The following is a 14,004-nucleotide window of genomic DNA, read 5'->3' on the forward strand; positions in this document are numbered from 1 at the left end:
CTCACAGCTTCTGCACCGGCGCGTAGCGCAGGAGCAGCCGCTTCGGCTTGTCGTCGCCGAAGTCGACGGTGGCCTGCGCGTCCGCGCCCGCGCCCTTGACCTCCATGACGGTGCCGAGTCCGAACTGGTCGTGCGTCACCCGGTCCCCGACCGCCAGCGCGATCACGGGCTTGTCGGCGGCCCGGCGCGTCGCGAACCCGGACGGGCCCGCCTTCGTGCGCGACGAGGACAGGAACGCCTCGGGCGAGGTGCCGAACGACGCCTTCCCGCCGCCGCCCGAGCCCCGGATCGGACCCGCCGGCTTCTGGGCCGCGCCCGTGCGCTTCCACTGCAGGTACTCCGGCGGGATCTCCTCGAGGAACCGCGAAGGCGGGTTGTACGAGGGCGTTCCCCAGGCACTGCGCATCGAGGACCGGGTCAGGTACAGCCGCTCACGGGCCCGCGTGATGCCGACGTACGCGAGGCGGCGCTCCTCCTCCAGCTCCTTGGTCTGGCCCAGCGACCGCATGTGCGGGAAGACCCCGTCCTCCATGCCGGTCAGGAAGACCACCGGGAACTCCAGGCCCTTGGCGGTGTGCAGGGTCATGAGCGTGATGACGCCCGTCTCCTCGCCCGCGGCGTCAGCCGCTGTTCTCTCAGCCTCGTCGGGGATCTGGTCGGAGTCGGCGACGAGTGCGACCTGCTCCAGGAATTCGGCCAGGGTGCCCGCCCCCGGAGCCGGGGCCCCGGTCTCGGCCGCCTCGGCCGCCGCGGCCTCCCGCGCCTGCTCGAACTCCAGCGCCACCGCCGCCAGTTCCTGAAGGTTCTCGATCCGCGTCTCGTCCTGCGGGTCGGTCGACGCCTGGAGCTCGGCCAGGTAGCCCGTACGCTCCAGCACCGCCTCCAGCACCACCGCGGGGCCCGCGCCCGAGTCGACGATCGTGCGGAGCTCTTCCATCAGCACGTTGAACCGCTTCACCGCGTTCGTCGAGCGCGCCGCCATGCCGAAGGCCTCGTCCACGCGCCGCAGCGCCTGCGGGAAGGTGATCTTCTCGCGCATCGCGAGCGCGTCGATCATCGCCTCGGCGCGCTCGCCGATGCCGCGCTTGGGCACGTTCAGGATGCGGCGCAGGGGGACGTTGTCCTCGGGGTTGGCCAGCACGCGCAGGTACGCGAGGACGTCGCGGACCTCCTTGCGCTCGTAGAAGCGGACGCCGCCGACGACCTTGTAGGGCAGCCCGACCCGGATGAAGATCTCCTCGAACACGCGCGACTGCGCGTTGGTCCGGTAGAAGATCGCGACGTCGCCCGCCTTCGCCTCGCCCGCGTCCGTCAGCCGGTCTATCTCGTCGGCGACGAACTGCGCCTCGTCGTGCTCGGTGTCCGCGACGTAGCCGGTGATGACCGCACCCGTACCGGCCTCGGTCCACAGGTTCTTGGCGCGGCGGTTCTCGTTGCGCTCGATGACCGCGTTGGCGGCGGAGAGGATCGTCTGCGTGGAGCGGTAGTTCTGCTCGAGCAGGATCGTCGTCGCGTCCTTGTAGTCCTCCTCGAACTGGAGGATGTTGCGGATGGTCGCGCCGCGGAAGGCGTAGATCGACTGGTCGGCGTCACCCACCACGCACAGCTCGGCCGGCGGCAGGTCCGGGTATCCGGTGCCGACCAGCTCGCGCACGAGCGTGTACTGGGCGTGGTTGGTGTCCTGGTACTCGTCGACCAGGACGTGGCGGAAGCGGCGCCGGTAGTGCTCGGCGACGTCCGGGAACGCCTGGAGGAGGTGGACCGTGGTCATGATGATGTCGTCGAAGTCGAGCGCGTTGGCCTCGCGCAGCCGCCCCTGGTACATCGCGTACGCCTGGGCCAGCGTCTTCTCGAACCCGTCCACCGCCTGGTCGGCGAAGGCTTCCTCGTCTATCAGCTCGTTCTTCAGGTTCGAGATCTTGGCGTTGAAGGCCTTGGGCGGGAACTTCTTCGGGTCCAGGTCGAGGTCGCGGCAGACGAGCGCCATCAGGCGCTTCGAGTCGGCCGCGTCGTAGATCGAGAACGAGGACGTGAAGCCGAGCCGCTTGGACTCACGGCGCAGGATGCGGACGCACGCGCTGTGGAAGGTGGAGACCCACATGGCGTTGGCGCGCGGGCCGACCAGGCCCTCCACGCGCTCCTTCATCTCGCCGGCGGCCTTGTTGGTGAAGGTGATCGCCAGGATCTGGCCGGGGTGGACGTTCCGCGCGGACAGCAGGTGCCCGATGCGGTGGGTCAGCACCCGGGTCTTCCCGGAACCCGCCCCGGCGACGATGAGCAGCGGGGAGCCCGCGTGCACCACCGCCGCGCGCTGCTGCTCGTTCAGCCCGTCCAGGAGCGCCGCCGGGTCGATGACGGGCTTGGGGGCGCCGTCCCGGTAGTAGGCGTCCCCGGTCATGGGTACGTCGAACCGGCCGCCGAAGAGGTCGTCGGCGCCCGGCTCCGGGGCGGCGTGGTCCTCGGGCGGCGGCGGGACCTCGTCGGAGGGGGTGAGGTCCGCCAGGAAACTGTCGTCAAAGAGGCTGCTCATCGCATTCCGAGTCTAGGGGGCGGGACCGACAGGCAAGCACGAGTTCCAGGAGTCCGGGGAAGCGCAGCCCCAGGTCTTCACGGCGCAGTGCCAGGTAGAGCTTGCGCCCCTGGGGGCGCTGGCGGATGATCCCGCTCTCGCGCAGCGTCCTGAGGTGGTGCGTGACGCTCGAGCGGGGCAGGTCCGGCACGACCTCCCCGCAGGACGCCTCCTCGCCGGAGGACAGCTTGCGGACGATCTCCAGCCGGACGGGATGCCCGAGCGCCGCCAGGACCTCGACCAGCTCGATGCGGTCGGCGGCGGGGTGGGCCAGGTCGGCAGCGGCAGCCATGCCCCCACTGTACGCAGAGTTCGTACGGACACGGCCGGAGCCCGTCACGGCCGGACCGGCCCGGTTCCGAGGCCGCCGACCTGACCGGAATCCGCCGGACGCCACCCCGTACGCTCGACGCCATGGACGTACTCATCAGTGTCTTCGTCGGCCTGCACATCATCGGGATCGCCTCGCTGCTGGGCGGTTTCCTGACCCAGATGAAGGCGATGAGCGCGGGCACCGCCCGGTTCGTGCCCGCCATGCTGCACGGCGCGCTGACCATGCTCGTCACCGGCGTCCTGCTGGTCGGCTTCAACGAGATGGACGGCTCGGGCGTCAACAACGTCAAGGTCGGCGTGAAGCTGGCCCTCCTGTTCGTGATCCTCGCCCTCGTCTACGTCAAGCGGGACGAGGAGCGCGTGGAAAAGGCGCTGTTCGGCGCGGTGGGCGGTCTGACCGTGGCAAATATCTTCATCGCCGTCCTCTGGCACTGATCCACAACGGTCCCGGGCGGCCAACCGCGGTCGCATCAGACCACTTACGATCATCCCGTCATCTGCCCGTTACCTCCGGGTCTAGCGTCCTCCTCCAAGCACCGATGGAGGAAGGACGTGAGGCCCTCGTGGCCAGTCATCGAAAGCCCAGGCAGCGCCCGCTCTCCGGCGGCACCGTACGGACCGCCGCCACCACCCTCGCGCTCGCGGGCGCTGCCACCGCCACCGCCTTCGAAGGCACCTCCCTGGCCGACCCGCGCCCCACACCCGCGCAGGTCGAGGCCGAGGTGGACCGGCTCTACGAGGAGGCCGAGGCCGCGACCGAGCGGTACAACGGGGCGCAGGAGAAGGCCGACGAGGCCGAGCGGGCGCTGACGGGGCTGCGCGACGAGACCGCCCGCAAGACCGACGAGCTCAACACGGCCCGCGGCGCGCTCGGTTCGCTCGCCGCCACCCAGTACCGCAGCGGCTCCCTGGGGACCGCCGTGCAGCTCGCCCTGGCGGCCGACCCGCAGGAGTACCTCTCCCAGGCCTCCTTCATCTCGCGCGCCGGGGACCGGAACGCCGCCGGGATCAACACCGTGCGCCGCCGGCTCGACGAGGTCGGCAAGCTGAAGGAGCAGGCCGCCGGACGGCTCGCCGAACTCCGTGCGCAGCGGGACGAGCTCGCCGGGCACAAGGCCGAGATCGAGGGCAAGCTGACCACCGCCAAGCGGCTGCTGGCCAAGCTGACCGCCGAGCAGCGTGCCGCGTACGAGGCCCGCTCGGGCGGCGCGGCCCCCGCGGTCCGCCCGCAGTCCGCGCCCCCGCCGCCGGCCCCCTCGGACAGGACGCGGGCGGCCCGCGCCGTGTCCTTCGCGCACGGGGCGATCGGGAAGCCGTACGTCTGGGGCGCGACGGGCCCGGGTTCCTTCGACTGCTCGGGCCTGACCCAGGCGGCCTGGCGCGCGGCCGGGGTCTCCCTCCCCCGCACGACCTACACCCAGATCAACGCGGGCCGGCGCGTCTCACGCGACCAGCTGGCCCCCGGCGACCTGGTGTTCTTCTACTCCGGGATCACCCACGTCGGCCTGTACATCGGCAACGGCCAGATGATCCACGCACCGCGTCCGGGATCGACGGTCCGGGTGGCCCCGATCGACTCGATGCCCTGGGCGGGCGCCTCCCGCCCGGCGTAACCACGCGGCTCCAGCAGGTCCAGCGGCTCGAGCAGCGCTACGGCGCCTTGACCGTCTTGCTCAGCCAGTCGAAGGTCTGGGGCAGCTGCTTCGACCACGAGTCGAGGTTGTGCCCGCCGGTCACCTTCTCGGCGTGCACCGTGGTCGGGCTCTTCGCGATCGCCTTGAGGTCCGTTCCCGACAGGTAGCCGTCGTGCTCGGCCCCCGACAGCCACAGCGACACCGCCGGCGGGGTGGGCGCGGTCTGGAGCACGTGCTTCAGGTTGTGGGTGCGGCGCAGTTCCGGATCCTGGGCGACCAGCGAGGAGGGCTCCTGGCCCGGGTCGTTGTAGCCGGACAGCGAGACGGCCGCGCTGTAACGGTCCGGGTGGTTGATGGCCAGCTTGGCGGCGCAGTACGCCCCGGCCGAGTATCCGGCCACGCCCCAGGTGCGGGCATCGTCCGAGACCCGGAAGTTGTCGGTGACCATCTTGCGGACGTCGACGCTGAACCAGCTGTCGGCGTTGACCTTGCCGGGGATGTTGGCGCAGCCGGTGTCGGCGTTGCCCAGCAGCATGGCCCGCGGCGAGACCAGGATGAACGGCTGCACCTTGCCGCTCTTCATCAGCGGTTCGAGGACCTCGTGCGCCTTGAGCCCCTGGAACCAGGACTTGCCCGTGCCCGGTATGCCCGGGATCAGCTCGACCACGGGGAACTTCTTGTCCTTGTAGGCCGGCTCGTCGTACTGGGGCGGCAGCCACACCATGACGTCGCCCTTGACGCCGGAGATCTTGCCGTCGAGCTCGGTCTTCTGGACCCGGCCGCCGAGGCCCTCGACGGGCTGGAACTCCTGGCGCACCTTCGGCGCGGCCTCGACCTTCTTCCCGCCGAGCCCGTCCGGCCCGAGGTCGGGGGCGGCGGTGACGTACGTGCCGGTGCCGAGCAGGTCACCCCAGGAGGCGTAGAAGTTCATGTCCCGGTTGACCCCGACGAACACCAGCGCGATCGCGGTGACCTGGGCGAAGACCACCATCAGGGCGCGGGACGCGACGCGTACGACGGCAGGGCCGCGCACCTTGCTCCACACGGCAAGCGGCAGGACGACGGCGATCAAGGTCAGGACGACCACCGCCGCGAAGAAGGGGGTCCCCGTCAGGCTCATCACGGCATCGTAGAGGGCCGCGCGGGCCGCCCCGGTTGCCCGGGTGGCCTGCGGTGTGGATCACATCCGTACGACGGGCCCCGGAGCAGCCGCCGGACCAGCCGCCGGGCCCTAGACCAGCCGCCGGGCCGTCGCCCAGCGGGTGAGCTCGTGCCGGTTGGAGAGCTGGAGCTTCCTGAGCACCGCCGAGACGTGCGACTCCACCGTCTTGACCGAGATGAAGAGCTGCTTGGCGATCTCCTTGTACGCGTATCCGCGCGCGATGAGCCGCAGCACCTCGCGCTCGCGCTGGGTGAGGCGGTCCAGGTCCTCGTCGACCGGCGGCGCGTCCGTGGAGGCGAAGGCGTCGAGCACGAAGCCCGCCAGCCGCGGCGAGAACACCGCGTCGCCCTCCTGCACCCGGAAGATCGAGTCCACCAGGTCGGTGCCGGTGATGGTCTTGGTGACGTAGCCGCGCGCGCCGCCCCGGATGACCCCGATGACGTCCTCCGCCGCGTCCGACACCGACAGGGCCAGGAACCGCACCTGGTGCTCGGCCGCCGCCATCAGCGGGGCGCAGCGCCGCAGCACCTCGACCCCGCCGCCGCCGGGCAGGTGCACGTCCAGCAGGACGACCTCGGGGCGGGTGGCGGTGATGACGGTGACGGCCTGGTCCACGTCGGCGGCCTCGCCGACGACCTCGACCCCGGTCCGCTCGGTGTCGCCGATCTCGGCCTGTACGCCGGTGCGGAACATCCGGTGGTCGTCGACGAGCACCACCCGGACCCGCCTGCCGGTCTCCGTCACCGCGTTGTCCTCGGTCATGCTGCGTTCGCCGCCCTCTCCATCTCCAGCTCGACTTCCGTGCCGCCGTCGGGCGCCGACCGCAGCCGTGCGGTCCCGCCGTTGCGCTGCATCCGGCCGATGATCGATTCTCGTACGCCCATCCGGTCGTCCGGTACCGCGTCGATGTCGAAGCCCGGTCCCCGGTCCCGTACGGACACGAACACCGTCTGCCCCTCGACCTCCGCGTAGACCTGGACCGGCCCGCCCTCGCCACCGTACTTGGCGGCGTTGACCATCGCCTCGCGCGCGGCCTGGACCTGCGCCGCCAGGCGTTCGTCGAGCGGGCAGTCGCCGACGACGACGACCTCGATGGGGACGCCGTGGTGGTCCTCGACCTCGGCGGCGGTCTTCTTCACGGACTCGGCGAGGGTGGCCGGTTCCTCGGCCTCGTCCTTGCCGGTGCCCTCGGGCTTGTACAGCCAGTTCCGCAGCTCCCGCTCCTGCGCCCGCGCGAGGCGGCGCACCTCCCCCACGTCCTCGGCGTTGCGCTGGATCAGCGTGAGGGTGTGCAGCACCGAGTCGTGCACGTGGGCGGCGACCTCGGCGCGCTCCTGGGCGCGGATGCGCATCAGGCGCTCCTCGGAGAGGTCCTGGGTCATCCGGATCAGCCAGGGGCCGGCGAGCAGCGCGACGCCGACGAGGACGGCGAGGGTGGCGGTGAGCACGTTGCCGAGCTGGGCCGCGGAGCCGCGTACGACGATGAAGACGGTCAGGCCGACGCCGACCAGGGCGACCCCGGCGAGCGCCCGGGCCGCCTGCAGCAGCCGCCCGTGCCGTCCGGCGGCTTCGGTCCAGTGCGCCCGGCGGGCGTTGTCGGCCTGCCGCCATACGAGGACCACACCGGCCCCGACCAGCAGCGTCGGCCACACGTACCGGCCCGAGGCGCCGCCGACCTGGACCTGGGAGATGAAGATGGCCGCGCCGATGCACAGCGCGATCAGCGCGGTGATCTGCCCCTTGTCGGGTTTGCGGAGGCGGCGCGTGCCGTCCGGCAGGGTCTCGAAGTAGGACCGGTGCCCGCTGCGGCCGCCGACGCCCAGCGGTACGAACACCCAGAACGCGGCGTACAGCAGGACGCCGAGGCCGTCGCCCCACATGAACAGGCCGAGGAAGGCCAGCCGGACCCACACCACCGGCAGCCCGAGGTGCCCGGCGAGACCCCGCGCGACACCGCCGAGCATCCGGCCGTCGGCGCTGCGGTAGAGCTTGCGCGCCGGTACGTCGTCGGTGTCGGGTGCGAGCGGGATACGGGGAGCGGCGGCTGCGGGCATGCCACCAAGGGTCACACGCGCGGGCGGGGCCGGGCATCAGGGCTGCCCCCCAGTTCGGCCCGGGGGATATCAGGGTTGTGCCAGGGTCGGGCCCGGTGCCGCGGGCCGCCGCGGGCCGTCACCATGGACGCATGACCGAAGTACACGATGCCCCGTCGGCGGGGGCGGGGGCGGGGGCGGGGGCGCCCACGCCTCCCGGCGCCCGGCCGCCCCTGCGCCGCAGCAAGCGCGACAAGGTCCTCGCGGGCGTGTGCGGCGGCCTGGGCCGGTACTTCGACCTGGACCCGGTGGTCTTCCGGATCGTGCTGGGCGTCCTCGCCGTCACCGGCGGCGTCGGCCTGATCTTCTACGGCTTCGCGTGGCTGCTGCTCCCCCAGGAGGGCGAGGAGGACAGCGAGGCGAAGAAGATGCTGACCGGCCGCGTCGAGGGCGCCACGCTCGCCGCGGTGTTCGCCGCGCTGGTGGGCTGCGCGCTGTTCCTGTCGATGCTGGACAACGGGGTGCTCGCGGTCTTCTCGGTGCTGGTCGTCCTGGCGCTGGGCGGGGCCTCGTACTGGTCGCAGCGGCGGCGGACCGCCGTGCCGGTGGAGGCCGAGGCTCCCGCCCCGCCGGACACGAAGGCCCCGCCGGAGACGAAGGCCCCGCCCGCCCTGGGCGGCCCGTCGTGGTGGCGGGACCCGCTGGTCAAGGACGGCACCACCGGCCCGGTCGGCGCCACGGGATACCTGTGGGGCCCCGCCGACTCGGCCGTCCCGGCGGAGCCCGGCGCCGCGGCGGGCGCGGCGGCGGCCGCGAAGGAGCCGGCCGCGCCGGCCCGACCGCGCGGCGGCATCGGCGGCCGGGTCTTCGTCCTGGCGGTGATCGCCGGCGTCGTCGCGACGAGCGCCGACTGGGAGGGCAGTCCGCTGGGCGAGGCCCTGCAGACGGGGCTGGCCGCCGCGCTGGTGGTCTTCGGCCTCGGCCTCGCGGTCAGCTCCCTGCTGGGGCGCACCGGCTTCGGCACGATCGTGCTGGCCGTGCTGACCTCGGGGCTGCTCGCGACCGCCGCCGTCCTGCCCCGGGAGATCGGCACGGACTGGCGGGAGGTCCGCTGGCGTCCGGCCGCGGTGGCCGACGTACGGCCCGTGTACGAGGCGGGGACCGGGCTCGCCACCCTGGACCTGAGCCGACTGGACGTCCCCAAGGGCACCACGCTGGCCGTCGGGGCCTCGGTGGACGCGGGGCGGCTGAAGGTGATCGTGCCGCGGGAGGTGACGGCCGAGGCCGAGGTGACCATCCGGTTGGGCGACATCCAGATGCCCGGGGAGACGGGCGAGGACGTACGGGTCCGCGGCGGCGGCGAACACCGGCGCACGACCCTGGCACCCCCCGCCGGCACCGAGACCGGCGGGACGATCAAACTGCACCTGGACGCGGGTGTCGGACAGGTGGAGGTGGCCCGTGCGGCGTCATGAGTTCCAGCCGGGACGGCTGATCGCGGGCACGGCCCTGCTGGTGGCGGGCGTGCTGTACCTGCTCGACAGCAGCGGCGAGGCCGACGTGCCCTGGTTCCTGGTCATCCCGCTCACGATGGGCGGGCTCTCGCTGGCCGCCCTGACGGGGATGGTGACCTACGCCGTACGCCGCGACCGCCGCGACCAGCCCGACCGCCGCGACCGGATCACCGCGTCCAGGGACCAGTAGGGCGCCCCCGCGATGATCAGCGGGGTCCAGGCCATCAGGTAGATCAGGTCGTTGCCGTAGTAGTACGGGGTCACCGCCCAGGACACGGTGAGCCACAGGCTGAGCGAGATCAGCGCTCCGCCGGCGGCCGCGATGCGGGTCAGCAGGCCGGCCAGCGTTCCGAGGCCGACGAGGATCTCCGCGACGGCCAGGCTGACGGCGAAGCCGACGGGGGCCTCCAGGGCCGTGTCCACGAGGGCGGGGACCGCGGAGGTGTCGCGCACCCCCGCCATCAGCTCCCCGATGGAGCCGGCGCCGGAGGCGGAGAGGAACGCGGAGTCGGTCAACTTGTCCAGGCCCGCGTAGACGAAGGTCACGCCGAGGAAGATCCGCAGGGGCAGCAGTGCGTAGCGGGCCGCTCGGTCCTTCAGCGGGGGGACTACGGACGCGTCTGTCGAGACATCAGTTCGGGTCACGCCCCATGTGTACCCCGATCACTCGGCAACGTCGATGATGCAGCGGTTGGATTCCACCCCGGCGGCGGTCACGACCTGGATGTCGATCCGCCCGGGTTCCACCTCGGCGGGCACCGGCACCGTCAGCACGGTGTCGGAGGGGTTGGTGAACCCGCCCGGCACCGGGACCAGCGGCACGTGCACGTGCACCGCCCCGATCCGGACCACCAGCCGGGCCAGCATCTCCGGGGTCTGCGCACCGGGCGGCACGAAGCCCACCCCCCGGATCTCGATGTCGTCCCCGGGGCGGACGGCCGCGTCCAGGTCCCCGGGCTCCCGTCTGCGCACCACCGACAGCACCAGCGGACGGGTGCCCTCCGCGTACTTGGCCGCCAGGTACACCGCGGCCGACAGGGCCACCAGCAGGGCCAGGGCCCACGGCAGCTGCGGCAGCCGGTCCGGGAAGCGGGCCAGCGACACCGCCGCGTAGCCCAGCACCACCGTGGAGACGAGCACGTACTGCGCGTCCGGGAAGCTGCCGCGCCCCGCGTCGTCCGTCAGCAGGTCCACCCCGCGCGGACGGTCGGCGGGCAGCTTCTGCAACCGCTGGCCCATGATCCGTACGCAGACCACCCGGCGCACCACCACGGCCACCACCGAGGTCAGCGAGACCACCGCCAGCAGCGGCAGCGCCCGGTCCAGCGCGAAGCCCGCGTACAGGGCCTGGCGCTCCGGACCGGGCGACGAGGCCGCCAGCCGCAGCGCGGGCAGCAGCCCGGCGAAGGCCGTGAGCACCACCCAGGCGCTCGGCACCGACTTGGAGGTCGACAGCCGGTTGTCCTCGCCGACCAGCGGGGCCAGCAGCCCGCCGCGCACCGACTGGGCGCGGGCCGCGACGGTGAGCAGCCCGGCCAGGACCACGGCCGCCAGCAGCCCGGCGGTGCGGGCCGTGGACCAGCCGGTGCCGAGCGCGGTGCCGACCTGGACGAGGAGCAGCACCCCGGCGGCGATCCACACGGCGAGCACGGCCCGCCGCGAGAACAGGTACAGCCAGGAGTTCCCGGCCTCCCGGCCCCGCTCGGCGACGGTGCGCGCCGACAGGGTCAGCTCGTCGGAGACCCACTGCCGGGACGCTCCGAGGGAGTGGGCCACGGCGGCCGGCAGCCCCTGCCCGGCGGCGAACTCGTCGCGCTTCTCGAGGAAGGCGGCCACCGCGCGGCGGTGCCCTTCCCGCGCGCAGTCGTCGCATGCGCAGGCCGCGGTGTGGGTACCCCGGGACATCTCTTGGACAGCCACGTGCGTGCCGCCTCTCTGAACTACGGTGCAATGCCAGCGAATTGTGCACCACTGCGGCAGTGCTCCGGATTGCGCACGATGTCAGAGCAGGTGATTAACGGTTCATGATGTTGACGCCACCGGCGTGTCACCGTTGTGGAGCAGCGGCTGGCAGTTCACCCAGGCGGCCAGATCGGACCCGAACCGCTCCCGCGTGGCGAGCGCGCTGTGGTGGTCGATCAGCACCGGCTTCCCGGCCGCCCGCGCGATCAGCTGCACCTGCGCGGCCCGCTCCGCCGCGATGAACCACCAGACCGCGGCGTCCACCGAGTCCCCCACCGTCAGCAGCCCCCGGTTGCGCAGGATCAGCGCCTTGTACGGGCCCAGCGCCCGCCCGACCCGGCCCGGGTCCTCGGCTCCGGCGAACTCGTCGAGCAGCGCGTGGTCCTCGTAGAAGGCGCACGCCTCCTGCGAGATCGGGGCCAGCAGCTCGCCGAGGCTGGCCAGCGCCCGGCCGTACGGGGCCTGCGTGCGGACGACGGCCACCACCGCGGGCCGCTCCCGGTGCACGGCCGCGTGCACGGCGAAGGCCAGCTCGTTGACCCGGCGCTCCCCCTGCCGGACCCGGCCGTCACCGTCCACGAGCAGCAGGTCGGCGGGGGTCAGCCCGGTGAAGGCCCGCCCGAAGGGGTTGGTCCAGTAGCAGTCCTCGTACTCCGGGTCGCGCGCGCTGACGTGCCCGGACACCCCGTCCTCGTACCCGAGCCTCCCCAGCAGCCGCAGCGCCCGGGCGAGCCGCTCCTTGCGGTGGGCCCGCTCGCCGGCCGGGTCGCGGTGCACGGGGGGCAGGTCGAAGCCCAGCCGGTCCACGGGTACCGGTACGGGCACGGGCACGGGCTGGTCCGGCATGGGACCTCCTCCTCCGACGGCTCGGGTCGCGGCGCAAGGTACCGGCGGCTCCGCGAAGTGGCCAGAGGAACGGCGAAGCCGCCGCTCCGGAAGGAGCGGCGGCTTCGTCGCGCATGCGGGTGGGGACTACTCCCACTCGATGGTGCCCGGGGGCTTGCTCGTGCAGTCCAGGACCACGCGGTTCACGTCGGGGACCTCGTTGGTGATGCGGGTGGAGATCCGCGCGAGCACCTCGTACGGCATGCGCGTCCAGTCCGCGGTCATCGCGTCCTCGGAGGACACGGGGCGCAGCACGATCGGGTGGCCGTAGGTGCGGCCGTCGCCCTGGACGCCGACGCTGCGGACGTCGGCGAGCAGGACGACCGGGCACTGCCAGATCTCGCGGTCCAGGCCGGCCGCGGTGAGCTCGTGGCGGGCGATGGCGTCCGCCTCGCGCAGCAGGTCCAGGCGCTCCTTGGTGACCTCGCCGACGATGCGGATGCCGAGGCCGGGGCCGGGGAAGGGCTGGCGGTGGACGATCTCGTCCGGCAGGCCCAGCTCCTGGCCGACCATCCGGACCTCGTCCTTGAACAGCTGGCGCAGCGGCTCGACGAGCTCGAACTCGATGTCGTCGGGGAGCCCGCCCACGTTGTGGTGGGACTTGATGTTCGCGGTGCCGGTGCCGCCGCCGGACTCGACGACGTCCGGGTACAGGGTGCCCTGCACCAGGAAGGCCACCGCGGGGCCCTCCTCCTGGAGGATCTCCAGCTGGGCCTGCTCGAAGACGCGGATGAACTCCCGGCCGATGATCTTGCGCTTGGTCTCCGGGTCGGAGACGCCGGCGAGCGCGTTCAGGAAGCGCTCCTGCGCGTCGACGACCTTCAGCTGCACGCCGGTGGCGGCCACGAAGTCCTTCTCGACCTGCTCGGTCTCGCCCTTGCGCATCAGACCGTGGTCGACGTACACGCAGGTCAGCTGCGAGCCGATGGCCTTCTGGACGAGGGCGGCGGCCACGGCGGAGTCCACGCCGCCGGAGAGGCCGCAGATGGCGCGCTTGTCGCCGACCTGCTCGCGGATGGCCGCGATCTGCTCCTCGACGATGTTGCCGGTGGTCCAGGTCGGGGCCAGGCCCGCGCCCCGGTAGAGGAAGTGCTCCAGCACCAGCTGGCCGTGCGTGGAGTGCATCACCTCGGGGTGGTACTGCACGCCGTACAGCTTCTTCTCGTCGTTCTCGAAGGCCGCGACCGGGACGACGTCGGTCGACGCGGTGACGGTGAAGCCCTCGGGGGCGGCGGAGCAGGCGTCGCCGTGGGACATCCACACCGACTGCTGCTCGGGGGTGCCCTCGAAGAGGGTGGAGCCGGTCTTGGAGACGGCCAGCCCGGTGCGGCCGTACTCGCGGGCGCCGGTGTTGTCGACCGTGCCGCCGAGGGCGGTCGCCATCAGCTGGAAGCCGTAGCACATGCCGAAGACGGGGACACCGGCCTCGAACAGCGAACGGTCGAGCTGGGGGGCGCCCTCCTCGTACACGGAGGACGGACCGCCGGAGAGGATGATCGCCTTGGGGTTCTTGGCCAGCATCTCGTCGACGGGCATCGAGCTCGGCACGATCTCGCTGTAGACCCGTGCCTCGCGGACGCGGCGGGCGATGAGCTGGGCGTACTGGGCGCCGAAGTCGACGACGAGAACCGTGTCCGGGGCGCTGTCGTGGGCGGCGGAGGGTGCTTCTGGCACGGGACGGCCTTCCGGCGGAAGAGGTGGCTGTTTTGTCGATTCTAACGGGGGCCGTACATGCCTCTTCGTCTCACCATCCGAGTCGAAGGTCATGGCAGCGCTCTGACCGGCCGGGGAGCGCCCGTAACTCCTCTCCTCCGGCCGAGGGTCCGGTTCGTCTCACGATCCGAACCGGGTTGGCCCGGGGCGGGACGCAGGGACATAATCCGTTCCATGCGCAAGCAGCTGAGCTTCCTCT

The 14,004-nt window shown here is 72.3% G+C and carries 13 protein-coding genes; 4 read left to right on the forward strand and 9 right to left on the reverse strand.

The annotated features are described in order from the left end of the window. Position 1: 1 nt before the first annotated feature. A complete protein-coding gene (pcrA, locus tag ACZ6I1_RS18160; protein WP_469288250.1) occupies positions 2 to 2,530 on the reverse strand; it encodes a DNA helicase PcrA in 2,529 nt (842 codons plus the stop codon). Further along, a complete protein-coding gene (locus ACZ6I1_RS18165; protein ID WP_469288252.1) occupies positions 2,514 to 2,861 on the reverse strand; it encodes an ArsR/SmtB family transcription factor in 348 nt (115 codons plus the stop codon). The genes pcrA and ACZ6I1_RS18165 overlap by 17 nt, the downstream gene beginning before the upstream one ends. Before the next feature lie 122 nt (positions 2,862 to 2,983). Between ACZ6I1_RS18165 and ACZ6I1_RS18170 the strand changes: the two genes are divergently transcribed. Both ACZ6I1_RS18170 and ACZ6I1_RS18175 read left to right on the forward strand, forming a co-directional pair. Further along, entirely contained in the window at positions 2,984 to 3,337 is a 354-nt protein-coding gene (locus ACZ6I1_RS18170; protein WP_469288253.1) for a hypothetical protein, read from the forward strand. Positions 3,338 to 3,465: 128 nt separating this feature from the next. Then, the gene (locus tag ACZ6I1_RS18175; RefSeq protein ID WP_469288255.1) at positions 3,466 to 4,515 is read left to right on the forward strand and encodes a C40 family peptidase; all 1,050 of its coding nucleotides are present in this window, start codon (positions 3,466 to 3,468) and stop codon (positions 4,513 to 4,515) included. A 37-nt stretch (positions 4,516 to 4,552) separates the two neighbouring features. Here the strand turns inward: ACZ6I1_RS18175 and ACZ6I1_RS18180 are convergent, their stop codons facing one another. The 3 genes from ACZ6I1_RS18180 to ACZ6I1_RS18190 all read right to left on the reverse strand — a co-directional run bounded on the left by ACZ6I1_RS18180 (position 4,553) and on the right by ACZ6I1_RS18190 (position 7,752). Further along, a complete protein-coding gene (locus ACZ6I1_RS18180) occupies positions 4,553 to 5,656 on the reverse strand; it encodes an alpha/beta hydrolase (RefSeq protein WP_469288257.1) in 1,104 nt (367 codons plus the stop codon). A gap of 111 nt (positions 5,657 to 5,767) precedes the next feature. Continuing rightward, a complete protein-coding gene (locus ACZ6I1_RS18185; protein ID WP_469288259.1) occupies positions 5,768 to 6,460 on the reverse strand; it encodes a LuxR C-terminal-related transcriptional regulator in 693 nt (230 codons plus the stop codon). Next, positions 6,457 to 7,752, reverse strand: a complete 1,296-nt coding sequence (locus tag ACZ6I1_RS18190) for a PspC domain-containing protein (RefSeq protein WP_469288261.1) — start codon at positions 7,750 to 7,752, stop codon at positions 6,457 to 6,459. The genes ACZ6I1_RS18185 and ACZ6I1_RS18190 overlap by 4 nt, the downstream gene beginning before the upstream one ends. Positions 7,753 to 7,883: 131 nt before the next feature. Here ACZ6I1_RS18190 and ACZ6I1_RS18195 point away from each other — a divergent pair, with 131 nt between their 5' ends. After that, entirely contained in the window at positions 7,884 to 9,206 is a 1,323-nt protein-coding gene (locus ACZ6I1_RS18195) for a PspC domain-containing protein (RefSeq protein WP_469288263.1), read from the forward strand. Further along, positions 9,193 to 9,435 carry a hypothetical protein gene (locus tag ACZ6I1_RS18200; protein ID WP_469288265.1) on the forward strand — a complete coding sequence of 81 codons (243 nt, stop codon included), beginning with the start codon at positions 9,193 to 9,195 and terminating at the stop codon, positions 9,433 to 9,435. Before ACZ6I1_RS18195 ends, ACZ6I1_RS18200 begins: the two co-directional genes overlap by 14 nt. Here the strand turns inward: ACZ6I1_RS18200 and ACZ6I1_RS18205 are convergent. The 4 genes from ACZ6I1_RS18205 to guaA all read right to left on the reverse strand — a co-directional run bounded on the left by ACZ6I1_RS18205 (position 9,363) and on the right by guaA (position 13,766). Continuing rightward, positions 9,363 to 9,890, reverse strand: a complete 528-nt coding sequence (locus ACZ6I1_RS18205) for a DoxX family protein (protein WP_469288266.1) — start codon at positions 9,888 to 9,890, stop codon at positions 9,363 to 9,365. The genes ACZ6I1_RS18200 and ACZ6I1_RS18205 overlap by 73 nt on opposite strands. 18 nt (positions 9,891 to 9,908) lie before the next feature. Continuing rightward, positions 9,909 to 11,165 carry a hypothetical protein gene (locus ACZ6I1_RS18210; protein ID WP_469288268.1) on the reverse strand — a complete coding sequence of 419 codons (1,257 nt, stop codon included), beginning with the start codon at positions 11,163 to 11,165 and terminating at the stop codon, positions 9,909 to 9,911. 102 nt (positions 11,166 to 11,267) lie between these two features. After that, complete coding sequence (locus ACZ6I1_RS18215; RefSeq protein ID WP_469288270.1) at positions 11,268 to 12,053, reverse strand: class II aldolase/adducin family protein; 786 nt, start codon at positions 12,051 to 12,053, stop codon at positions 11,268 to 11,270. Between the two features lie 126 nt (positions 12,054 to 12,179). After that, positions 12,180 to 13,766 (reverse strand): glutamine-hydrolyzing GMP synthase, encoded by a 1,587-nt coding sequence (gene guaA, locus ACZ6I1_RS18220; RefSeq protein ID WP_469288272.1) that lies wholly within the window; start codon positions 13,764 to 13,766, stop codon positions 12,180 to 12,182. Between the last annotated feature and the right edge of the window lie 238 nt (positions 13,767 to 14,004).

This window comes from Streptomyces sp. NPDC046303, from assembly GCF_055588085.1.

What these genes read in the sequence shown, in the direction of transcription:
- pcrA (WP_469288250.1), bottom strand. Translation starts at nt 2,530, where the DNA reads ATGAGCAGCCTCTTTGACGACAGTTTCCTGGCGGACCTCACCCCCTCC.
- ACZ6I1_RS18165 (WP_469288252.1), bottom strand. Translation starts at nt 2,861, where the DNA reads ATGGCTGCCGCTGCCGACCTGGCCCACCCCGCCGCCGACCGCATCGAG.
- ACZ6I1_RS18170 (WP_469288253.1), top strand. Translation starts at nt 2,984, where the DNA reads ATGGACGTACTCATCAGTGTCTTCGTCGGCCTGCACATCATCGGGATC.
- ACZ6I1_RS18180 (WP_469288257.1), bottom strand. Translation starts at nt 5,656, where the DNA reads ATGAGCCTGACGGGGACCCCCTTCTTCGCGGCGGTGGTCGTCCTGACC.
- ACZ6I1_RS18185 (WP_469288259.1), bottom strand. Translation starts at nt 6,460, where the DNA reads ATGACCGAGGACAACGCGGTGACGGAGACCGGCAGGCGGGTCCGGGTG.
- ACZ6I1_RS18190 (WP_469288261.1), bottom strand. Translation starts at nt 7,752, where the DNA reads ATGCCCGCAGCCGCCGCTCCCCGTATCCCGCTCGCACCCGACACCGAC.
- ACZ6I1_RS18195 (WP_469288263.1), top strand. Translation starts at nt 7,884, where the DNA reads ATGACCGAAGTACACGATGCCCCGTCGGCGGGGGCGGGGGCGGGGGCG.
- ACZ6I1_RS18215 (WP_469288270.1), bottom strand. Translation starts at nt 12,053, where the DNA reads ATGCCGGACCAGCCCGTGCCCGTGCCCGTACCGGTACCCGTGGACCGG.